16 protein-coding genes and 1 pseudogene are annotated in these 22898 nt (G+C 60.8%); 7 read left to right on the top strand and 10 right to left on the bottom strand.

All coding sequences use genetic code 11. The features are described from left to right. The first annotated feature begins 283 nt into the window (after positions 1 to 283). On the top strand, positions 284 to 2899 hold the full coding sequence (locus IEW17_RS18905) for a pectinesterase family protein (protein WP_188563626.1): 2616 nt from the start codon (positions 284 to 286) through the stop codon (positions 2897 to 2899). A 122-nt stretch (positions 2900 to 3021) separates the two neighbouring features. Next, positions 3022 to 4809 carry a T9SS type A sorting domain-containing protein gene (locus IEW17_RS18910; RefSeq protein ID WP_188563627.1) on the top strand — a complete coding sequence of 596 codons (1788 nt, stop codon included), beginning with the start codon at positions 3022 to 3024 and terminating at the stop codon, positions 4807 to 4809. A 96-nt stretch (positions 4810 to 4905) separates the two neighbouring features. Here the strand turns inward: IEW17_RS18910 and IEW17_RS18915 are convergent, their stop codons facing one another. Next, positions 4906 to 5517 carry a recombinase family protein gene (locus IEW17_RS18915; RefSeq protein WP_188563628.1) on the bottom strand — a complete coding sequence of 204 codons (612 nt, stop codon included), beginning with the start codon at positions 5515 to 5517 and terminating at the stop codon, positions 4906 to 4908. 211 nt (positions 5518 to 5728) lie between these two features. Between IEW17_RS18915 and IEW17_RS18920 the strand changes: the two genes are divergently transcribed. After that, on the top strand, positions 5729 to 6529 hold the full coding sequence (locus tag IEW17_RS18920) for a DUF4158 domain-containing protein (RefSeq protein WP_188563629.1): 801 nt from the start codon (positions 5729 to 5731) through the stop codon (positions 6527 to 6529). A 419-nt stretch (positions 6530 to 6948) separates the two neighbouring features. Here the strand turns inward: IEW17_RS18920 and IEW17_RS18925 are convergent, their stop codons facing one another. Next, positions 6949 to 9369, bottom strand: coding sequence for a TonB-dependent receptor (locus IEW17_RS18925; RefSeq protein WP_188563630.1), 2421 nt, complete (start codon positions 9367 to 9369; stop codon positions 6949 to 6951). A 228-nt stretch (positions 9370 to 9597) separates the two neighbouring features. On the opposite strand from IEW17_RS18925, the gene IEW17_RS18930 reads away from it, so the two are divergent. Next, entirely contained in the window at positions 9598 to 10287 is a 690-nt protein-coding gene (locus tag IEW17_RS18930; RefSeq protein ID WP_188563631.1) for a DUF4386 domain-containing protein, read from the top strand. On the opposite strand, the gene IEW17_RS18935 is transcribed toward IEW17_RS18930, so the two are convergent. The 5 genes and pseudogenes from IEW17_RS18935 to IEW17_RS18955 all read right to left on the bottom strand — a co-directional run bounded on the left by IEW17_RS18935 (position 10229) and on the right by IEW17_RS18955 (position 15333). Next, positions 10229 to 10858 (bottom strand): Crp/Fnr family transcriptional regulator, encoded by a 630-nt coding sequence (locus IEW17_RS18935; RefSeq protein ID WP_229749139.1) that lies wholly within the window; start codon positions 10856 to 10858, stop codon positions 10229 to 10231. The two genes, IEW17_RS18930 and IEW17_RS18935, sit on opposite strands and share 59 nt — an antisense overlap. Before the next feature lie 220 nt (positions 10859 to 11078). Further along, on the bottom strand, positions 11079 to 11696 hold the full coding sequence (locus IEW17_RS18940) for a Crp/Fnr family transcriptional regulator (protein WP_188563632.1): 618 nt from the start codon (positions 11694 to 11696) through the stop codon (positions 11079 to 11081). A gap of 254 nt (positions 11697 to 11950) precedes the next feature. Continuing rightward, positions 11951 to 12328, bottom strand: a complete 378-nt coding sequence (locus IEW17_RS18945) for a DUF6463 family protein (RefSeq protein WP_188563633.1) — start codon at positions 12326 to 12328, stop codon at positions 11951 to 11953. Between the two features lie 573 nt (positions 12329 to 12901). After that, positions 12902 to 14425, bottom strand: coding sequence for an ABC transporter permease (locus tag IEW17_RS18950; protein WP_188563634.1), 1524 nt, complete (start codon positions 14423 to 14425; stop codon positions 12902 to 12904). A 12-nt stretch (positions 14426 to 14437) separates the two neighbouring features. Beyond that, positions 14438 to 15333, bottom strand: a pseudogene (locus IEW17_RS18955) (ABC transporter ATP-binding protein). Positions 15334 to 15898: 565 nt separating this feature from the next. Between IEW17_RS18955 and IEW17_RS18960 the strand changes: the two are divergent. Continuing rightward, positions 15899 to 17392 (top strand): serine hydrolase domain-containing protein, encoded by a 1494-nt coding sequence (locus IEW17_RS18960; RefSeq protein WP_188563635.1) that lies wholly within the window; start codon positions 15899 to 15901, stop codon positions 17390 to 17392. Between the two features lie 464 nt (positions 17393 to 17856). Here IEW17_RS18960 and IEW17_RS21120 read toward each other — a convergent pair whose 3' ends face one another. Further along, entirely contained in the window at positions 17857 to 18576 is a 720-nt protein-coding gene (locus IEW17_RS21120; protein WP_308420638.1) for a LytR/AlgR family response regulator transcription factor, read from the bottom strand. A gap of 471 nt (positions 18577 to 19047) precedes the next feature. Here IEW17_RS21120 and IEW17_RS18970 point away from each other — a divergent pair, with 471 nt between their 5' ends. Then, a complete protein-coding gene (locus tag IEW17_RS18970; protein WP_188563636.1) occupies positions 19048 to 19629 on the top strand; it encodes an HPP family protein in 582 nt (193 codons plus the stop codon). A gap of 132 nt (positions 19630 to 19761) precedes the next feature. Then, entirely contained in the window at positions 19762 to 19965 is a 204-nt protein-coding gene (locus IEW17_RS18975; protein ID WP_188563637.1) for a hypothetical protein, read from the top strand. A gap of 128 nt (positions 19966 to 20093) precedes the next feature. Here IEW17_RS18975 and IEW17_RS18980 read toward each other — a convergent pair whose 3' ends face one another. Together IEW17_RS18980 and IEW17_RS18985 are read right to left on the bottom strand one after the other, a co-directional pair. After that, a complete protein-coding gene (locus IEW17_RS18980; protein ID WP_188563638.1) occupies positions 20094 to 21959 on the bottom strand; it encodes an alpha/beta hydrolase family protein in 1866 nt (621 codons plus the stop codon). 611 nt (positions 21960 to 22570) lie between these two features. Beyond that, the coding region (locus IEW17_RS18985) for a transposase (protein ID WP_188563639.1) at positions 22571 to 22898 on the bottom strand (328 nt) is incomplete at its 5' end.

The following is a 22898-nucleotide window of genomic DNA, read 5'->3' on the forward strand; positions in this document are numbered from 1 at the left end:
CCTATCAAGCTGATTTTAGCTCAAAACTCACCCTCACCCCTTAATTTTTAACACAGTTCATGTATAGCTGTAGCCGGACGAGACACCGGCAGCGCGTCCGGCGTGGAAGATGAGAACGTTCCCGGCAACGATTGCGCAAAAATATGTGCCGAAATCCAACGATTAAGGCTCCTTGCGCTGGTAATATTAGGATGAGAAAGGCTTGCCGACACCCAGTAAAATCAACCCGCGGTCTGGCTATGCGGCTAGAAAACACGGGCTTTCACCACCTCATTTTTTACTAATGAAACTACTCATTACCCTACGATGCCAGCTGCGGTACGGCCTGCTGGTCCTTGCGCTCCTGGCTTCTGCTGGCATGGCCCGCGGCCAGGCATTCGACCTGACCGTGGCCCAGGACGGCACCGGCAGCTTCACCACGGTGCAGGCCGCCATCAACGCGGCGCCTGTGGGCCGTACTGCGCCGTTTACCATCTTCATCCGAAACGGGCGCTACAAGGAAAAAATCAGCGTACCGGCCAACAAGACGTTTCTGCACTTCATCGGGCAGAGCGTGGCCAACACGGTCCTCACTTTCGACGACTTTTCTGGCAAGCCCATGCCCGGCGGCGGCACCTACGGCACCAGCAACTCGGCGTCGGTCATCATCAACGCGGCGGACTTTGCGGCCTTCAACATCACCTTTGAAAACACCACCGGCGAAAGCCCGCAGGCCCTGGCCATCAACGTGCAGGGCGACCGGGCCGTATTCCAGGGCTGTCGCTTTTTGGGCGGACAGGACACGGTGCTCTCGCAAAACCCCAGCGCCACCTCACCGGTGAAGCACTACTTCCGCAACTGCTACATCGACGGCACGGTGGACTTCATCTTCGGCTCCTCAACGGCCATTTTTGAACGCTGCGTTATCTATGCTAAAACGCGCAGCGCGGCCGGGGCCTCCTACATCACGGCGGCCAACACGCCCCAGGGGCAGGCCTACGGCTACGTTTTCCGCAACTGCATCATTCCGGCCAACCACGGCCTGACCAGCTACTTCCTGGGCCGCCCCTGGCAGAACTCCACCGGCGCGTCGATGCCCTTTGCCAACAACAAGGTGGTGCTGCTGAAGGCTACCTACGGCGCCGGCATCATCCGTGCCGAGGGCTGGAGCACCTGGGACGCGGGCACCAACACGGCCCTCATCACCTTTGCCGAATACAAAAGCCGGGATTTCCGCGGCCGTCTCGTAAACACGAGCCAGCGCGTGCCGTGGTCGCGCCAGCTGCAGGACGCCGACACGGCGGCTTACACCAAGAGCGCCGTGCTGGGCAGCTGGGACCCCTGCACCGTGGCCGCCGCCGTATGCGCCCCGTTTGCGCAGCCCATTGCCGTGACCAACTTCCGCGGCGTGCGCGGCGCCAACGTCACCGCCTTCCGCTGGAACGCCAGCTGGGGCATTGCCGGGGTGCAGTACGAGCTGCTGCGCGCCACTACGCGCCGTGGCACTTACACCGCCGTGGGCACGCAAACGGCGGCCAGCGACTCGCTCTATAACTTCCTGGCCAGCGACGCCGTACCAGCCGCCGGCTCGGCCTTTCACTACTACGTGCGGGCCACCAAGGCCGGCCTGGCCACGCATATTTCTGACACCGTGACCATCTCGCGGGTGCCCACGCTCACGGCTACCGCCTCGCTGCCCGCTTTCACGCAGTACACCAACGGCCCCTCAGCCCCCCGGACCTACCAACTGGCCGGCGACAACCTGACCAGCAACGTGACCCTGACGGCTCCGGCCGGCTTTGAGATTTCGGTGAACGGGGGCGCTGTCTGGAACACCAGCATTGTCCTCACGCCGACCAACAACGCCATTCCCACCACCACGGTGAGCGTGCGTCTGAACGCTGCCGCCGTGGGTACTTACTCGGGCAATGTGACGCAAGCCAGCGCGGGGGCCGCCACCGTGAACACCGCCGTGACGGGAAGCCGGGTGAATACGCCGGAACCGATTTCCAACGTGCTGCAAATCTGGTCTATGCGTGTAAGCAACCAGGACAGCGCCGCGGTGCGCTCGGCCAACCTCATGGCCAGCGCGTCGCAGTTGCGCCGCCTATTTGTATCGAATGGCACCACGGTGCCCACCATCCCAGCGTATTCGGCCCGCAACGGGCAGGCCTTCAGCGCCACCGCCAACGGCGATGGTACCTGGACCACGGCCGCAGGCGGCCCCGGCGGCAACCTGAACCGCGGCTTCTACGAGCAGTTCACCGTGACGGCGACCGGCCGGGCCGTGCGAATCGACTCGCTGCTACTGAAGTCGGCCTTCTACGGCACTGTCAGCAACACCAAGCTGGCCGTAGTTTACTCGCGCAGCAACTTCGTGAGCGACTCCGCCGATGTGGTGGGCGGTAAAGGCCCCGGCGGCTCGCTGCTGACCGGCGCCACCGGCGGCTTCGCGGTGCCCATTTTACTACCCAACCAGACCAACGGCCTGAACGCCAGCAACCAGTACCGCCTGGCCCTGGCCAATACCAGCCTGCTGCTGCCCGCCGGCCAAACCCTAACCCTGCGCCTGTACTGGAGCTGCGGCAGCGGGAGCCCCGGCCGCTACGCCCTGCTGCGCGACGTGCAAGTAAAAGGGGAGGCGCAAACGGTGAGCGCCACCCGCAGCGCCGTGGCCAAAAACGTACTGGTGGTGTACCCCAACCCCGCCGCCAGCGAAGTGACCGTAGCCCACACTGCTGCCACGGCCGGTGCCCAAATCCTGGTGTACCGCTTCGACGGCCGGCAAGTGGCTGCTTTCGCGCCGGTGCCAGGCACGGTGCACACCCGCTTGCCGCTGGGAGCCTGGGCCACCGGCCACTACCTGGTGGTGTACGCCGACGCGCAAGGGCGCCGCTCGGCCGCCATCAGCAAAGAGTAACTGACCAGAAGGCAGGCGGGGGCACAAACCCGCCTGCCTTCCTGGGTTTTTAGCTTCTCCTATTCCTCCGCGCCTGCTCCGGCAGTGCTCCGCGCTGCCTTGACTGGTTTAAATTGGTTAACATGAACAAATCCTGGCCGAGTATCCGGCGATTTTCGCCTTTGCATGCGTGGCGGCCGGCGGCCGGGCTGGCCGTTTTGCTCGGCGGCTTGCTGACCGGCCCGGCGGCGCAGGCCCAACTCGTGTCCTTCCCGGGGGCCGAAGGGGCAGGCAAATACACGAGCGGCGGCCGCGGCCGCCCCGCGCAGCCCACCACGGTGTACGAGGTGACCAGCCTGGCCGACACCAACACTCCCGGCACCCTGCGCTACGCGTGCAGTCAATCGGCCACAGCAGCCCCCTTTCGCACCGTGGTGTTCCGGGTATGCGGCACTATCCATTTGGCTGCCAACCTGCGCATACCAGCCAACACCACCCTGGCGGGCCAGACCGCGCCCGGCGATGGCATCTGCCTGGCTGACCGCGAGGTGAGCGTGAGCGGCAACAACGTCATCGTGCGGTTCCTGCGCTTTCGCCTCGGCGACCGGTACCAGAACCTGGGCATGGTGCCGGGCAGCGGCGACAGCGACGCCTTCAATGGGCGCTTCAACCTAAAAACCATTATCGACCACTGCTCGATGAGCTGGAGCACGGACGAGGCTTTTACCTTTTACGAGGGCGACAGCACTTCGCTGCAATGGAACCTCATCAGCGAGCCGCTCAACTATTCCTACCACTTTGAGCCCGGCAACACCGACTTTGAGCGCCACGGCTTCGGAGGCATCTGGGGCGGCCGGCGGGCCTCGTTTCACCACAACCTCATTGCCCACTGCAAGGGCCGGATGCCCCGTTTTGCGGGCAGCGGCGGCTTCACGCCGGTGGCGGCGGGCACCGAAAACGTGGACTTCCGCAACAACGTCATCTACGACTGGGAGGCGTACAGCAGCAACGGCGGCGAGGGCGGCAACTACAACATGGTGAATAACTACTACAAATGGGGCCCGTCTACGCCCAACACCAGTAGTGGCGGCGTGCAGCGCCGCGCCCAGGTGATGAACCCCAGCCGCACCACCACCGCCCCGGTGCTGCCGTACCCACGTATCTTCCTGAGCGGCAACTACGTGGACGGCTCGCCGCTGGTCACGGCCCGCAACTGGCGCGGGGTGCTGATGAGCGGTGGCACGCTGGCCGATACGGTGCAGTCGAAGGTGAGCACCCCTTTTACCATCGTGCCCATGCCCACCCAAACGGCGCTCGATGCTTACACCTCGGTGCTGCAGTCGGCGGGCTGCGTGCTGCCGGCCCGCGACGCGCTCGACCAGCGCATCGTGGACGACGTGCGCAACCGCACCGGAGCCATCATCGACGTGCAGGGCGGCTTTCCGCACGGCACGCCCTACAGCCAGACCACCGGGGCCTGGCCCACCCTCAACTGCGGCCCACCGCCCGTCGATACCGACCGCGACGGCATGCCCGACACGTATGAGCTGGCCAACGGCCTGAACCCGGCCCTGGCCGCCGACCGCCAAGGCATTGCCGCCAACGGCTACACCAACCTCGAGAATTACCTGAACAGCTTGGTGGCCGCGGTGGTAGTGACCGGCACGCGCGATGCGGCCACGGGCGCAGCCCCTCTTTTGCAGGTGTACCCCAACCCCGGCACCGGGCAGACTACCCTGGTGCACCCGCGGGCCACGGCGGTGGCCCGCCTCGCGGTGTTCAATTTCGTGGGCCAGCAAGTAGCTTCCTACGTGGTCACGGCTGGCGAGGCAGAAACCCGTTTCAGCCTGGGAGCCCTTGCTAGCGGCAACTACCTGTTGGTTTACACCGACCAGGGCGTTCAGCTTACCGCCAAGTGCCAGCGTGACTGAAGTGTTGCTTGTACTGCTAAACCCGCGTGAAGGTCCCGCCCGCAACCAAGCGGTCAATACGCAGCTATGGCCTTGGTTAAAAGTTTGGTCCAAAAGTTAATCGGTGGCCTTGGCAGCTGCCGTCTTGCGGTGCGCGTGGATGACTACCTTTCGGTGGCGTAAGTACTTATAAGGGGTGACCTTGGAGATGTCCAGACGCTGGGCAATCTCGTTGACGCCGAGTTGCTGCTCGCGGTAAAGCGTTTCGGCGATGATGGCTGTGCGTTCGGCCTGCTCCGAGAGGCCCCGCTGGCGGCCGCCCACCCGGCCCCGGGCGCGGGCCGCGGCCAGCCCGGCGTGGGTGCGCTCGCGAATCAGTTCGCGCTCAAACTCGGCCAGCGAAGCAAACAGGTTAAACACAAGCCGGCCCTGGGCCGAGGTCGTGTTGATGGCATCGGTGAGGGAAACCAGGCCCACACCCAGCTGCTGGAAGTCGCCCACCACCTGCAGCAGGTGCTTGAGCGAGCGTCCCAACCGGTCGAGCTTGTAGATGTAAACCGTGTCGCCGGTGCGCAGCTGCGTCAGCAGCCGCTCCAGCTCGGGGCGGCTGGTGCTGGTCCCGGACACCTTTTCCTGGTAGATGACTTCGCAGCCCGCTTTGTTCAAGGCATCGAGTTGCAGTTCCAGGTTCTGGTCGCGGGTTGAGACGCGGGCGTAGCCGATTTTCATGGGGCAAAGTACAGTTTATCCGTTGCGAAGGCACCCTTGTTTGTACTTTGATTGCTGAACAAGTTTTCTGTACCAAATCGGCTGGTTTCGGCGTTGCTTTACCCCAGCGGGTGTCTCGGGTTGGATTGTACAGAAATACGTTCGTTTCACTGTACAAGCCAACGGGCTACTTTTAGGATTTATTCCCCTCCTAACGGCCCGTCACCTCCCCTTGCTCGACGCCACCCAGCGTCGTGCCTTCGACCAGCCGCCTGTTTTCAATCACCCCCAGCGGCAGCTCTTTTTTGCCTTGCCCGACTGGGCCACCCAGTTTCTGGCCACGCTGCTGGCCCCGCACAGCCGGGGCGGCTTCGTGCTGCAGATCGGCTACTTCAAGGCCACCGGGCGCTTCTTCCCCGTTGACCGGTTCCTGGCGGCTGACCAAGCGTACGTGCAGCAGCGTTACCACTTGGGAGCGGTCGAGTGGGCGCGCTACGATAAGACCACCCGCTTCTACCACCGCGAGCATATTCTGCAGCAGTTTGGCGTACTGCCTTTTGAGCAAGCCGAAATCGGCGTGCGCCAGCAGGTGACGCATTTTGCCCGTCAGCAGATGAATCCGGTCGCCGTGTTTCACTCCGCCGCCAACTACATCCGTGCCCATCGCGGGGAAGTGCCGACCTATGCGGCGCTGGCCGGCCTCGTCACGGAGGCCTTCCGCACGGTCGAGCAACAGCTCGTCACGCAGCTAGCCCACCACCTGACGCCGGCCGTGCGCCAGCAGCTGGATACTTTATTTACGACGGAAGAAGATGCCCCGGCCCATTCGCACCGGCCCTACCGTCTGACCACGCTCAAGCGCAGCCTGGAGTTGATGCGCCCAACAGCTATCCGCGCCAACGTGCAGGACTACGCCGTGCTGCAGACGCTGTTTATCCAGGTGTACCCCGTGGTGCAGGCCCTGGACTTATCGGAGGAAGTCGTACGCTACTACGCGCGTTACGTGGAGCGGACACAGGTGTTTCAGGTGTAGCAGCAGGCCATCCAGGAAATCATCCATTTCTCCAACAGCCGCTTGAAGACCGTGCTGACGCCAGGGCCTGCTGAGGGCGACGTGCTGGTGAGCCGCGAACGGGTGCCCGCCTTTCGGGCATGGCTGGAAAGGTGAAGATGGGTTCGTTCACTTTTCACAGGCACGCCGAAGCTTATAAAAAGGGTGGTTTTGGCAAACAACAAGTGGAAGGTGCCCACTACAGCAGGTGGGTAACTGCTCAGGGCTTGGGGTGATTTTATTTCTCTCTACCATAAGCAGCCTCCTTTTGGCTGAGCGGGGCGCCAAACTGCATTCCGCTGCCGGGCAACACCTTGTTCACTTTGTTGGGCAAAAATGTCAGCACCCGGCGCAGGCATTCCGCCAGCAGTTTCGCGGCCCAGGGCCCAGCCCGTCCTTGCCTACAAATAGATGCGGTACATCAGGTTGGGAAACAACCCAAACTGCTGCTGGTAGCCCGTGGCGTTGGGTTTGTCTGCGTCGTAGTATTCCGACAGGCGGCTGCGGTTGTTGGTCACGTTGTCGATGTTGAGAAACAGCTCGTGGGTGGTCTGGCGTTTGTTCCACTTGTAGCTGGCCGATACCACCACTTGGTAAATGTCGTCCAGCTGCTGGTCGTAGGCTTTAGCAGCATCCCAGAACTGCTGGCGTGCCGGGTCCACCGCCACCTGTCCATTGGCTCCCCGAAGCAAGGGCACGTAGCGCTTGCCCCCGCCCAGGAACACCTTCGCGTTCAGGGACAAGGTCTGGTTGTCTTTGCGGCCGAGCCCGCTGAATTCTTTGCCGGCCAGCAGGTTCACCAGGTAATTGTCGGCGTAAGCCGTGTGGCGCTGTCGGCCATCCAGCGCCTGGTAGGTCGACTGATAGAGCGAGGTGTTGAGCAGGAAGTAGTAGTTCCGGTCGAAATGCCGCTCCAGGGTCAGCTCGGCGCCGTAGTTGCGGCCGGTGCCCTGATTCACCAGGGCCACGTACCGGGGAATGACGCCTTCGTTGAGGGTGGCGTAGGAGCTGGTGGGCAGGTTCTCCACCGGCAGGTTGTACAGGTGCTGGTAGTAGCCTTCCAGCTTCACCCGCAGGTTACGGGTGAGCTGGTACTCGTAGCCGGCCACGAAATGGTGCGCTTTCAGCAGGTCCAGGTCCTGGTTCGGCTCCGTGTAGGACCCATAGGCCTGCTTGACCTTGGCGAAATAATTATGCACGCTCTCCATAGTACTGTGCAGGCCGTAGCCGGCGCTCACGGTGCTGCGCTCGGTCGGAAACCAGTTGAGGGCCAGGCGGGGCTCCAGCGTGCTTTTGCGGTTGTAGAGCACGTTCATGTTGTGCACGCCCGCCACCACGGTCACCCGGTCGTTGAGGCGGTGCTTCCAGCTCACGAAGTTCCGCAGCGTGCCCATGCCTTCGTCGAAATCCACCAGCGACACGCCGTTCTTGGCCAGGCCCTGCCGGTACGCAAAGTGGAGGTAAGCGTACTTGGTGCCCACCTGGATGCGGTTTTTCGCGTTGAGCTTGTGGTTGTACGTGGTCGCGGCCCGGTACGAGCGGTTGTCCAGGCGGCTCTGGTAGTTGACCTGCTTGTTCGAGAGCGAGTCCCGCAGCCAGGTGCCCCGGTCGTCGTAGCGTTTGTGGACGTCCGACTCGAACATGTCCTCCTCAATGCCGTTGCCCGAAAACGACACGGTGGTGTTCAGGTACCCGTTCGGGTGCAGCGGCAGGGTGTGGCTCAGGCCGGCATTGAGCAGGTAGCTGGCCTTGGCGTAGTCCCGCCGGATTGTTGCATCGGTCGTTTCGTTGGTCGGAAGCTGCCACGTGCCCGGGTTGATGTTGTCGAGGCGGATGCCGCTGCGCCCGCCCAGCCCGAACAGGGAGAACGTGCCAAGCCGCTTGGCGGGCAAAAACACCTTGAACGCGCCGTCCTGAAAGGTCGGCGCCGCGCCTTCCAGCTCGACCAGCCCGAGGTTGCTCAGCAAACCTATCGTGGAGTAGCGGTAATTAGCCAGGTACGAGCCTTCGTACCCCTTCGCCAACGGCCCCTCCACTGTCACGTCGGTACCCATAAGCCCGACGCCCAGGATGGATTGAAACCGTTCGTTGTTGCCCTTGCGCAGCTTCACGTCGTACACGCCCGAGAGCACGTCGCCGTACTCCGGCGCAAATGCCCCGGTGTAAAAGTCCGAGGTCGCCAGCAGGTTGTTGTTCAGCGCGCTGACCCCGCCGCCCACGGCGTTCTGGTCGGCAAAATGATTGGGGTTGGTCATCTCGGTGCCTTCCAGCCGCCACTGCACGTACTTGGGCGAATTGCCCCGCACGATGACTTCGTTGCTGCCTGCCGCGCTGTTGGTGACGCCCGCGAAGCTGGACAGAATCAGGGCCGGGTCGTTCACGCCCCCGGCGTAGCGCTTGGTTTCCTCCACGGAAATGGAGCGGGCACTCAACAGCACCATTTCGTTCTGGGCATTCCGCCGGTCCGGCGCGGCGCTGACCACGACCTCGTTCAGCTGCGTGGCCAGCTCCTGCAGGGACAGCTCCAGTACGACCTCCTGCCCGGCATTGACCACCACATTGGCAACGAGGCGCTCCTGGTAGCCCAGGCACAGCAGCTTCAGGCTGATGCGGCCCAACGGCACCCGCGCGAATCGGAAATGACCGTGCTGGTCGGTCGCGATGCCATCCCCCAGCGGGGCGCCCACGATGAGCACCGTGGCCCCTGGCAGCGGGGATTTGCTGTCGGCGTCCAGCACGGTGCCGCGCACCGTTTGGCTGGCGGGTTGCGCCCGGCCGAGGGCAGCGCTGAAAAGCAGCACTAATAAGACGAGGTATTTCATACAGCTTTGCGTTGGTGATTAATTGCGCTGCAAAGCTGCCAGGCCACGATTTCGCCTGCATTGACTTTAGGTAAGAAGCAAAAGCAGTCCTACAAATAGGCTCGGCCAGGCTTTTAACTATCGTCTAAATTCTTGCGAAGTACCCACGTATCTTACCCAACGTCAACGAAATAGACGGCCGCCACTGGCAACCTTTGTCCGGTAACCCACCCCGCAAAAGTTGTCTGCATGAAGCCCACCCACCCCACTGGCCGCACGTTAGGAGTTCTATTCCTGCTTCCCCTGCTCACCTATGCGTCGGGAAGCGGTATCCTGTCAACGGTTTTTGACAGTCCCAACTACCTGTCCGAAGCAGCTTCCAGCACGCATTGGGTAACCACGGGGGCCCTGTTGGTGCTGGCCAATTCCATTGCCGTCGTGGCCATTGGCGTGCTGTGCTATCCCCTCCTGGCCAAGCTGAATAAGCGCATTGCCCTGGCGTATGTGAGCGCCCGAATCATCGAGTCAGTGCTGCTGCTCGGGGGCTTAATCAGCCTGCTGGCGCTGCTTACCCTGAGCGAAGCATACGTGAAAGCCGGGGGCCTGAACGTCCCTGGTTTCGAAGTCCTGGCGCAGCTGGCCCGGGCGGCCAGCTTTCGGGCCTATCAGTTGGCCATGCTATTCCTTGGGCTGGGGAGCCTGGGCTTTTGCCACCTGCTCTACCGGCACCAGCTGGTTCCTGGTTTTATTGCGCTGTCGGGGCTGGCCGGTTATGCCTTGCTGGCAGTAGGGGCCGTGCTGGAGCTGTTCGGGTTTGCCGTGGGCGTGTGGCTGTCCGTGCCGGGGGGCTTGTTTGAAGTGACCCTGGGCGTCTGGCTACTTACCCGGGGGCTGCCTTTTCCGCCAGGAAGTGGCTCGCCCGCCCGGCCGGCGTCGTAATGCGCTTGCGGATGCGGCTCAACGATTCGGGCGTCACCCCGATGTAGCTGGCCAGCTGGTACTGGGGGATGCGCTGAAACAAATCAGGGCGGGCTTGGAGCAGTTTCTGGTAGCGCTGCTCGGGAGTATCGGTCAGGTAGGTCGCCAGCTGCTCCTGCAACTCGCCAAAAACAGTACCCATTACGATGCGGGAAATGGTTTCGAGCCGGGGAAACCGCTTGTACAGGTCGTGTTCCTTCTGCTCGGTGCCCACGACCAGCTGGGAGTCTTCGCAGCAGGCGAAATAATGGTTGGCGGGCGCCTGGTTCGTTAAGCTGTTAACGGAGACGACCCATTGGTTTTCAGCGAAGAAGTTCGTCGTTTTCTCTTCCCCGTCCACCAGGTAGTACTGCCGGACGCAGCCGGCTAGCACAAAGTAGCATTCCGTCGAAACCTGCCCTTCCCGTAGGAGCACCGTGCCTTTGGGAAACGGCTTGACGCACATGCTGGCTCTGATGGCGGCCGCCTCGGCGTCGGTCAGCGGCATGATGCGGGAGAAGTAGTCGACCAATCTTTCCTGTATGGCTTCCATCTGAATAACCCGTTACTGATAAGTGCTTTTTATGGTCGCGGTACTGGGGCTACCATTCCCCGCCAGCCGCTGAATCCTTGTCATTTCACTCGTGAACGGGCTCGCAAGTAACATCCATTTGGGGGGAGTTCACGTCTGCCCGCCGACGTGGCAGCTGGTGCCTTAGCCAAGGCCTTGCGGGTGAGCAAAGCAACCCCCGTGGCACATGCGAAAACTCTGGTTATTTGGGTTGCACGATGCGCTTTCGGATGCGGCTCAGCGACTCAGGCGTCACGCCGATATAGCTGGCCAGCTGATGCTGGGGAACGCGCTGCAACAACCCGGGCTGGGTTTTCATCACGCTCCGGTAGCGCGCTTCGGGCGAGGAGGCCATAAACGTCGACAGCAGGTCCTGGGTCTTGCCAAAGTCCTGCTCCATCATCAGGCGGGTTATCTGCTGCAGCTTGGGAAACCGCTCGTACATGCTGCTTTGCTCCCCGACGTCGCCCACAATCAGAATGGAATCTTCGGCGCACGCCAGGTAGCTCGCCGAGGCGGTGTGGGTGGCGTGACTTGTAAAGAGCGCGGCCATCTGCCTTTCCGTGTAGAACTGCGTGGTTCTATCGTTTCCATCCACCAGCCGGTATTGCCGCAAGCAGCCTTTGAGCACAAAGTAGCAGGCCGTGGAAATGTCGCCTTCCTTCACTAAAACGTCGCCCTTTTTATAACACCGCACGACAATAAGGTCGGCAATCGTCCCAGCCTCTTTCGGAGTGAAGGCCGGAAAGGAGGCGATAAAGGAGAGCAGTTCCTGCCTCGCCGTTTCGTCGGGCGTTGCGAGCGTATTCAAGCTGTCCATACGGCAGTGACTGACGAGGTTAGTTGGTTGGGGGAGGGGCCGGGTGGCCGTTCATCTGCTTTAGCGGGTGGCCCCAGTTTAAGTGGTCGGGAGCACAAGCCTGGCGAGCCAAGGTAGGCGGAAAATACAGACGGCGTCTGCCCCACCGCTGCTAGGCGATGTACTCTCCTGACAAGACCTCATAACACCCGGCTGGCCAACTACCACTTTTCCTATCAATTGCATTGCCCGGCGTTAGGGCAGCACCCGCAGACTCAGGCCAGCACTTTTACTTTTGTCGCAGGAGCCGCCTGCTGGCGAATGAGGCCTATTGCGGGAATAAGCGCCAGCCACATGCCACTAGCGGGCATCACGACCACCCCGCCCAGGGTCATGGCCAACAGTCCCCAGCCCAAGAACGCGGGCAGCCGGCGCTGTTGCGCCTCGCACCAATCTACCAGGGCACCTAACAGCAAAACCACAAACCCAAAGTAGAGAAACCAGTAGGCAGCTTCGCGCAGGGGCTGCTGGTTGACGGTGTTCCACACGCCTTCGTGGAAGAGCGCTGCCCAGACCGGGCTGAAAACCACGACGCCAAAGACCGTGTGCAGCACCCCGATGGCTACCAGTGTCCGACCAATCCAACGCTTCATACCAGCCAAGGTTTTAAATATTCGCCTGAATGTACATAAATATTTTACTTGAACGGTTGCATTCTGAGGCTTCTTCCCTCTGGTACACCTGGGCGGCGAGAGTCAAGTGGTGCCGGGGTTCTCGCGCCCGTCTGGTCCGCCACCCGCTCACCTCAGCGCCGCCAGCACTGGTATCGGGGCCGGACTTATCAGTAGAGATACCCCGGGCAACACCGCCATCGCTACCCCATTCGTTTTGCCTTCCTGCATGGCGACGTTACGGTAGATTATTTTCGTTTTTAGGTCGATAGCAAGGCTTTTGCGCTGGCAGATTTCGTAGCCAACCGCCGCCACAACCCCCAGGCCCGGATAATACTTCGTTTCCAGGGGCACCGTGTCATCGGCGAAAAAGCTGTTTCCAAGAAATAAGTCCAGGCAGACAAAACTGGTCTCTTCCCTGACCAGTGCTTAAAGACGCCACGTCTTCAAGCACTGGTCAGGGAAGGTTTAGTTGAAGTAACAACTCCAGCTGGCAAGTCAATGCCGGCAGGAGTTGTATGTGCTTTTCGCTCTTTTAAATAGCAAGAAAACGCCTTACCGGTTAGTCTGCCGGCCAATTTCTACGGCGGCGCGGCTGTTGTTCCAGTCCAAGGCCGCGCCGCTGATGCTTTGGAACAGGATGAGGGCCACCGTCAGGCCGTAGGCCAGGAACTTGTTGCGCAGCAGAACGTGCAGAAAAACTGTACCCACGGCCACCATCACATAGCGGGTAAACTCGATGCCGAACACGGCCTTTCCGTACAGGCTCCACTCAAAGTTGGTGTAGCCCTGCAGCGCCTGCGCCGCCACGCACACCAGCACCCCCACGCCCGTCAGCAGGGCCGCGATGAATATCAGGGTCAGCAGCTTGGCCGCGTAAGGCACCCGCGAGGGACGCGGCGACGCATCCAGAATACCGTCGAGCCGGGCGTCCTGCTCTTTCCACACCAAGGCCCCGCCGTAATACACCAGTACGGCTATCACAAACAGCCCGTAGGTACCGTTTATCAAATCGAGCATGGTGTAGGTGACGGGGAAGAAGTGCCCGCCTTCCCGCTCCGAGGCTGTCGCCGCGATGCTCAGCAGGTTGATGACGCCCAGCCCGAGCAATATCCAGAACGGCACGCTCTTCAGAATGCCAACCATATCCATTTGGGTCTGCTGCGCCAGTTGCACCAGGGCCGCGCCGCGGTCGTGTCGGGGCTGCACCCGGGACTGGGGCGTGGGCGTCGAGGTCCGCGCCGGGGCCGGGGCATCGGCCAGCCGGCGCTTTTTAGTGGTACCGGTGGAAGTCGTGAAGGAAAAGACGCCGTGCGTGAGGCCCATCAGGGCGCCGGCAATGCCCAGCCACACCAGGCGGTTGGTAAGCAGCGGCCCGGCAAAGGCCAGCACCTCGCTGTTTTTCTCTGCTACCGTCCAGTATTTAGTTAATGCATGGAAGGTGCGCAGACCAAACGGGTCGAGCAGCAGCACGCTGGCCGGTGTTTCCAGGTTGGAAGTCATCAGGCCCACGAGCAGGAAGCCCACCATCAGCCCCAGCGCCGCGATAAAGGCATACACGGTATTACGCGTCAGCACTGTCAAGCAGTAGATGATGGCCCCGGCCAGCACCACGTTGGGCACGATGAAAAAGCCCAAGGCCTGCAGGTAGGGCGCCAGCTGAAACGCGCCCACCCGGGCCGGCTCGCTGAGCGGCGTGCCTACCGCAATGGCTAGTAGCACGCCCAGTAAGGCCAGCACGGCCACTAGCACGCCGCCAGCAAAGCGGCCCCAGAGGTAGCCCGCTTTTTCCAGCGGCGCGGCGTACAGCACCGGCGCGTAACCGGAGCCCGAGTCGCGAGTGGCCGTGCTGGCCATGATGGCCGTGATGAACAGCAGGCACAGCATCGTCATGGCCCCGGCCCGGCTCAGGATGGCAAAGGGGGCGTTGACGTGCAGGTTGCGCAGGTCCTGGCCCATTTGCAGGTTGGGCCAGAGCATGGCCAGAAACGTCATGCCGAAGGTGACGGCCAGGAAGATGTAGGTAAGCGGGTGCTTGCGCCAGGTGGCCAGCTCGAAGCGAAGGAAGGCAGTGAACATGAGCGGGCGGGCTTAGGCGTGAACGAGAGTAGCCTGCGCGGCTTTCCCCTGGATGGTGGAGAAAAACACGTCTTCGAGGCTGGGCTCCACGGCCTGAAAGCCGGCCGAACCCAGCTCGTCGCCCACCACGTGCAGCAGCGGCTGCCCGGCCAGCAGCTTGGTCGATATCACGGCTTACTCCTGCTGGTACTTGGTCAGCTCGGCTTTCTCGATGGTGCGCTCCCAAATGCGGCCCTTTAATTCGTGCATGGCGGCCTGGGGCTGCCCGGCAAATAGCACTTTTCCCTCGTTGATGATGGCCATGTTGCGGCACAGCTCGCGCACGTCGTCCACGATATGCGTGCTCAGAATCACAATAATGTTCTCGCCGATTTCGCTCAGCAGGTTGTAGAAACGGTTGCGCTCGCCGGGGTCGAGCCGGCGGTCGGCTCGTCCACGATGATGAGCAAGGGCTGGCCGATGAGGGCCTGGGCAATGCCGAAGCGCTGCTTCATGCCGCCCGAAAACGTGCTGATGCTGCGCTTGCGCACGTCGTAGAGGTTGGTTTGCTCCAACAGGGCCTGTACCGTGTCGCGCCGCTCGCCACGGTTTACGATGCCCTTCACCACGGCCATGTGGTCGAGCAAATCTTCGGCCGACACCCGCGGGTACACCCCAAACTCCTGGGGCAGGTAGCCCAGCACCCGGCGCAGGGCCATCTTATCCTCCAGCGCGTCGATAGCGTCGAGGTGGATGCTGCCGCTGTCAGGGGCCTGCAGCGTGGCAATGGTGCGCATCAGGCTGCTTTTGCCGGCGCCGTTGGGTCCGAGCAGGCCGAACATGCCCTGCGGAATGGTCAAGCTCACGTTGTCGAGGGCCTTCACCCCGTTAAGGTAGGTTTTCGACAGATTTTTGATGGTCAGTTCCATGCGGTTCAGGGATGAGAGGGTGGTGTCGCGGCAGCTGCCACGCGGTTTACTGGAACAAACGTCCACCTATTCGCCCGCTCCTGAAAGGCATAATGAGTAAGTGGTCAGCCCCGGCGAGTATCCGGCGGGCCTGACTTAGGCCGGTCAACCCGGGCTTGTGCCCGAGAGGTATTTTCCGGTTAAAAACGAGGTGGCGCCGGGCCCATTTCCTACGAACTTATGACAAAACGCTGCTTCCCCAGCCAAACTGCGGGCTTTCTCATTGCTGGCGTGGTCGGGGCTGCCAAGGGTTAAGAAGATAACCGCCGGCGCCGCCCGGCATTCTGGGCGCGGCATTGCTACCGCCAGTTTCAGCTGCTACCGCCCAAGGAACAAAATAACTTTAGCCCTGATAATCAGCGGCAAGCGCCATTGAGGTGCGTACAATGCTCGCTTATTTGACATACTACCTTGTTTAACAAAGTACCTGCTATACATTTGTAGCGTCAGCCGGGCATCACACGCCCAACTCCCTTTCCTACTGTTCCTTTCTTTCAGCCAAAACCCACTTTCCCCATCAACCACTATGAAAACCCCCACTGTTTCCTTCCGCCTTGCCTTTCTGCTGGGCCTGTTTGTGCTGGCGCTGAGCTTCAGCCCCCGGGCTCGGGCCCAGAGCAAAAACGACAGCCTGGACGTGTTTCTCCGCCTGAAAATGCAGCAGCTGCACATTCCGGGCCTGCAGCTCGCCGTTATTCAGCACGGCCAACTTGTGAAATCGGCGCAGTACGGCCTGGCCAACGTGCAGGATTCAATTCCCGTCACCGGCAACACGCGTTTTGCCCTCAACTCCATCACCAAGGCTTTTGTGGGCGTGGCCATTATGCAGCTCGTAGAGGCCGGCAAGCTGGAACTGACGGCCCCGGTGTCGCGCTACCTCACCGGGTTGCCGGCCGCATGGCAGCCGGTTACGGTCCGCCAGCTACTGACGCACACCTCCGGCCTGCCCGACATCATGCCCGAGGACATGGCTGGGTTGGTAACCGAGGCCAATGAAAGCGCGGCCTGGGCCCAACTGCTGACCCGGCCCCTGGACTTTCCCATCGGCGAGAAGTTTGCCTACAATCAAACCAACTATGTGCTGCTGGGGAAAATCATCGACCAGCTGAGCGGCCAGCCGTTTACCCGATTTATCCAGGCGCGGCAGCTCGACGTGGTGGGCATGCCGCGCACCAGCACCGGCGACGCGCACGACGTGGTGCCCAACGGTGCCCGGGGCTACACCTTCACCCGGGTCGTAGACGGTCAGTTTCGCCGGACCAACCAGCTGCGCCACTTGTTTGAAGTGTACGCCCCCAGCCACCGCACGGCGGCCGGCATGAGCTCCACGGCCGAGGAAATGGCCCGCTGGATTATGGCCCTACAGCAGGGCAAGCTTCTGCAAACCAGCAGCCTGCCCGTGCTGTGGACGCCCGGCGTGCTGAACAACGGCAGCCAGCGCGGCTTCAGCCGTTTTCTGAATGGCTACGCGCTGGGCTGGCCCACGGTCGGCCGCCCCGAGCACCCGGCCGTGGCCCCCGTCGGCGGCGGGCGCTCCGCCCTGTTTCTCTACCCCCAAGACGACCTGGCCATCGTGGTGCTGACCAACCTGCAGGGCGCCAACCCCGACGGCTTCATCGACGAAATTGCCGCGTACTACGTGCCCGACATGCGGCCCTCCACCGGCTTCGGCCTGTCGCCCAACCTGCGGGCCCTGCACAACGAACTGCGCAAGTGCGGCTTTGCTCAGGCCCTGGCCGAAGTGAAAAAAGCCAGGCAAAAGAACCTGGCTTACCGCCTTGCCGAAGACGAGGTGAATGCCTGGGGCTACTCCCTGCTGAAACAGGCCCAGCCGCAAAACGCCCTGGAAATCTTCAAGCTGAACGTGAGGCTGAACCCGCAGAGTGCCAATGCCTACGACAGCCTGGCCGAAGTCTACGCGGAAATGGGCAACCACAAGCTGGCCCGCCAGAACTACCAAAAGTCGCTGGAGCTGGACCCCAAAAACGCCAACGCGGCTAAATACCTGAAGAAAGCGTAGCGGTGCCCCGGCCGAGCAAGCAGCCGGCTACTTGCAGGAATTGAGGTAAAAGGGGAGCGTTAAGTAGTCGCGCATAAGTAACCGTAGTCAATCAAAAAGAACGTCATTCCGAGCTTGCCGAGGAATCTCGCCGGAGTCATCCGCGCCGCCTACTGGCGCGAGCGAGATTCCTCGGCAAGCTCGGAATGACGTTCTTCTTTATCCGGTTACTTATGCGTGGGCACTTAAAGGTTGAAATCCGTTCCGGCTTTTAACTTTTAACGCTCCCCCTTCAACTTTTTAACATTAGCCTATTAGGTTAACAGGGCAATTGCACCAAAATTCTTATGCTCAGACAATCAACGAATTATAAATGCGTAGAAAAATATTTTATTTCAATAAATAACTGATTTACAGTTTATTATATTTTTTTGATGCAGTTGCCCTGATTAGGTTAAGCATTCAGTAGTTCCTGCTTCCTCCTCTCAGGTGTGGAACCGCTTCATCAGCTCGTCCTTTTTGCGGCGGGACACTTCGATAATGGAATCGTCAGTGAGCTGCACGTAGCCGCCGCTGCCCTTGATGTAGCGCTTCACATGGGCGGCGTTGATGAGGTGGGACTGATGAATGCGGATGAAGCCGTAGTCGCTGAACAGCTCCTCGTACTCCTTGAGCGTGCGGCTGACCAGGATTTTCTCCTTGCCTTCCAGTACGAATAGCGTGTAGTTGTCGTCGGCCTGGCAGCGCACCACGCGGGCCACCTCCACCACCTCGAAGCCCTGCATAGTGGGCAGCACTACCTTGCCCGCCGGCCCGTTGCGCTCCCGCAGGTTGTCGTAAAACGTATGCAGTTGGGCGGCCACGGGAGCGTTCTGGCGCTGGGCCTTGGCCACGGCCTCACGCAATTCGGTCACGCCCACGGGCTTGAGCAGGTAGTCGAGGGCGCAAAACTTGATGGCCCGCAGCGCATACCGGTCGTGGGCCGTAGTGAAGATGATGTCGAACGAGGCCGTGCCCAGCATATCCAGCAAGTCGAAGCCCGAGCCCAAGGGCATTTCCACGTCCAGGAACAACAGGTCGGGCGTCTGTTCGCGCAGCAGCAGCAGGCCCGCTTCGGCCGAAGCGGCTTCGCCGATGATGGCAACGTCGGCCTCGGTTAAAAGTTTGGTACAGAAGTTAAACGAGGTGCCTCCAATATGGGGCAGCTCCCCACTAAAATCCTGCCTTCAGAGGCTGTCCGGCCTGTTTGTTCAGGGAAACCTCCCTATAACTGTACAACTCGGGTGAGTACTCAGCCTCTGGCAAATCGGGCGGAAAACAGGCCCATTTGGTACAGATAACTTGTTCAGCAATCAACGTACAAATAACCTTGCCCGCACGATGGGAAAACGGTACTTCGCCCTCGTAAATAGTCCCCTGAATGCGCTAAATACAGGTTCTCTGCTTTGAGAACGCATTGTTAGTGTTTATGAGAGGCTGCTAACAAGTTCGCCGATTAACCTTTGGACCAAACTTTTAACCAAGGCCAAAGGTAATGGATAAGTGAATCTTATCGTTCCCTATGAATTACGAATAGGCCGTGGTTGACTCATTGTTACCCGTTCGCTTAGCCCGCTGCGGTTTCCGGCCCTACCTTTGCGCCGAACCAAGGACCGCGGCCACCGCGGCGTGAACGCATGCGAACGAAATTGCGCCGGCACGCGCGCTGGCTGAAGGCGGCGGTCCGCCAAGAGACCCGCTTCGACTACCAAGAGCACTTCTGGACCTTTCTCGGCGCCTTCGCCGGCATTGCCCTCATCGGCCTGCTCAACCGCGCCCGCCTGCCAGCCGACGCGCCCCTGCTCATCGGCTCCTTCGGCGCGTCCGCCGTGCTGGTGTACGGGGCGGTCAACAGCCCGTTGGCGCAGCCCCGCAACCTGCTCGGCGGGCACGTGCTCGGCGCCTTCGTCGGGGTCACGCTGCACCGCTGGCTGCCGCAGGAGCCGTGGCTGGCCGCGGCGCTGGCCGTCGCGCTGTCCATCGTGGCCATGCAAATCACCCAAACCCTGCACCCCCCGGGCGGGGCGACCGCGCTCATCGCCGTCGTCGGCTCGCCAAAACTCCAGGCCCTGGGCTACGGCTACGTCCTGATGCCCGTGCTCGCCGGGGCCCTGGTTTTGCTCCTCGTCGCCTTGTGCGTCAACAACGCCACCGCCACGCGCCGCTACCCGACCCACCGGCACTGGTACCGGGTCTGGAAACGCCGCTACCCCAGCTAAGCGGCGAAAAGCACAGTCAGGGCAGTCCTCCTGCCCACAGAGAACGGGGTTCTCGTTACAACGGGATACTGTTGGCGAATTGGTTTTGAGGTAAAAAGGCTATTTTCGGAGGCATCTTAACTCCTTCTGCTGATGAGCCTACACCCCCAACCCAGCACGCCTGTTCCGCCCCAAACGCGCCAGGTAGCGCAGGCGGCTTTCCCGCGCGGCAATCGCTACCTGCAGTTGCGCGATACTCTGGGCACCCTGTATGACGACGCCCTCTTTGCCGACCTGTTTCCGCAACGGGGGCAAGCGGCCCAGGCGCCCTGGCAGTTATACTCGTCACGAGTATAACTCAACCATAGCAACCGGTCCAAAGCGGACCCCGGCACTTCATTAACCAAAACGAGCGGACCCTCTGGCCCGCTCGTTTTGGTTTTACCTGCCTTTCCAGATATGGGCCAAGCCGGGATCATCCCCACTCATTTAAGCCGGGTGGTAAACCAGTCCACAATTTCCACCGTGGAGGTGATGCGGTTATTGGTCTTTTGCCAGCCGTGCCCTTCGTCCGGAAACAGGGTGTACTTCACCGGGATGTTGTTCTTTTTGAGCGCTGCCACTACCTGTTCCGCCTCCACTACCGGCACGTTGGTATCGTTGGCGCCGTGCTCTACCAGCAAGGGCGTTTTGATCAGGTCGGCTTTGTGAATCGGCGACAGTTCCCGCAGCAGCGCCGCCTGCGTGGCGGGGTCGCCGTATTCCACCGTGGAAATAGCGGCCATCCAGGGTTCGGTGTGCTTAAAAAACGTTTCGAAGTTGACGATTCCGAATAAGTTGGCCCCGGCGGCAAACATGTCTGGGTACTGCGTGACGCCCGCCATCACCATGTAGCCCCCGTACGACCCGCCCATGATGCCCAAAGCGCCGGGCTTAGCAGTGCCGGCCTGGATTAAATAGTCAGAAACGGCTTTGATGTCTTTGACCCCGTTCACCCGGAGCGCGCCGTTGTCCAGGTTTACAAACGCCTTGCCGAAGCCGGTTGATCCCCGCACGTTGGGCAGGAAAAAGGCCACGCCCTGTTGTACCAGAGCCTGGGCCGTCGGATTCAGGCTGGGAATCGACTGGCCTTCGGGACCGCCGTGGTAGCTGATGACCGTGGGGAACGGCCCCTTGCCGCCCGTTGGTTTGTAGAGCCAGCCGCTGAGGGCCACCCCGTCAAAGGAGGGAAACGCCACCAACTCCGGGGCCACGAGCGCCGCTAAGTCCACGCCGGCGTGGGGACTGTCGGTAATCTTCTTGAATTGATTGCGGCTCACGGCGTACTCCCAGATATTGGCCGGTTCCCGAGACCCCGAGCCGGTAAACACCACGGTTTGGTCGTTGGGAGAAAAGGCCACGCCCGCCACCAATTCGACCGGCAACGCCAGTTGCCGGGTTTCCCTGTTGGTTTTCAAATCGTACAGGCTCAGCTTGCTGAGCCCCTTTTCGTTCCAAACCAAGACGGCTGTGGTGCCCGCGTGGTTTATACTGAAATCAGCTAATTCCGCGTCTTTCCGCTCCGCCAGCAGCTGCATGCCGCCTTTGCTGCTTTTGCCAAAAGCCAGTAAGTCACGGTCCTTGTTATAGCCCAGGTACACGTCCCCGGAAGGAGCAATTTGGCCGAAGAAGGTGCCGGGTCCCTCGTGCGGGGTGAGGAGTTTTTCCTCTTTGGTCGCCAGGTTATACAGGGACAAATTGTTGCTGCCCCGGCTGGCCAGGCGGGTGATTAATACCTGCTGCTTGTCGCGCGAAAAGTCCGCGATGCCCCCGATTCCATTATTCTTGACAGCCAAGGCAGCGGTGCCTTGGCTCACCTCGTAGGTGAAAAAGTCCACCCCGGTGGGGTTTTGTTCGTTGGAGCCAAAACCGAGCTGGGCGCCGTCCTTGCTCCAGGGACCCAGAAAGTTATTGGTCTTGCCCCCTTTGGTCAGTTGCTTGACCCCACTGCCATCGCCCTTCATCACGTAAAGTTGGGCATTCAGTCCACCCCCCGGGGCGAGCTGAAACGCAATCAGGTCCCGGGTAGGCGACGGCACCATGTCCGTAACCGGGTCCGGGAACGTCGTCAGCTGCACCGGCTTTCCTCCCCCCGCGGCAACTTTCCAGATTTGGGGCGACCCGCTCCGGTTGGAGATAAACACCACGTCGTTCCCGTTGGCCAGGTATTCGCCTCCGCGGCAATACCCCATGCCGGCCAGGGCCACGATATCGTCCCGTAGTTTCGCGAGGTTGGCCTGCGCGTAAGCGGGAACCGCGCCGCACAGCAGCAGGAAGGCAAGGGGTAGGGGTTGCCAAGCTTTGGTTGTCATGTTAGTGGGTTTATTGAGGAGGATGGCTGGGCACCCGCTATCCAGGTTGTTTGCTCCTGCAAGCTAGACTTTTACTTCACAAGTAAAGCAGTCCGTCTGGCAAAAAAGCAACGATGCGTAACCGGCCGCCCCGTGAGGACTTTTTATTCCGGCAGGAGGTTTCTTGAGGAGGTTGCGTTAGATACTGTGATAAAAGGGTTGCGTTAAGCGAGTAACATACTGATTTTCAGTAGTTTTTAACAATAATTAGTTTGCTCCCTCAGCTGTTTACACCGGGTCAACCGGGTCATATAGCCTGACGTTGCGCACAAGACAGGGAGCCCGAAAAGGAGGGGTTTCGGGTGCCAGCTACTTCCGACCTCTTCGGGGCTGCTGGCCCGCCAAGACTTGGTACCCGAAACCCATAACGGCAACCAAAGTACCTGTTAGGCCCTTTTTACAGCTTTCTGGTACCATCAACCAAGTCACCGACCAGTTGAGTAACAGGTAAAGCGAGCTGCCCCTCCGGGCCACTCGCTTCGTTCCAACTGAGCTGCCCGCGCCTGAAGTTGAAGGCTGATTTCTCCTGTTTACTGCCTTGCCGTAATTCTTTGTCCAATTACTTACTGATGTTACGCACGGAGTAGGGCGAGTTGCTGGTACATGGCTTTGAGCCCGACGGTGTAGAGCTGGGCTTTAAGGCGAAAATGGCCGATGCCGCATTTGAGCTTGAGCACTTCCAGTTTGGTGTAGGCCAGCACGGCGGCAAAGAAATGGGTGGCCTGCGTGGCCAGGGTCTTGGTGGGTGATTTTGCCATGGACGCATTCTGTTTGAGCGACTTGTGGTATTCTTCCACTTTCCACCGTCTCTGGTAAATCGTGGTCAGTTGGGCTTGGTCCAGGTCGGTGTCGCTGCTGACCAAATACAGCATGCCCTGACTACCGTCCTGGTTTGTAAAG

The organism is Hymenobacter frigidus, assembly GCF_014640435.1.
Taxonomy (GTDB): Bacteria; Bacteroidota; Bacteroidia; order Cytophagales; family Hymenobacteraceae; genus Hymenobacter; species Hymenobacter frigidus.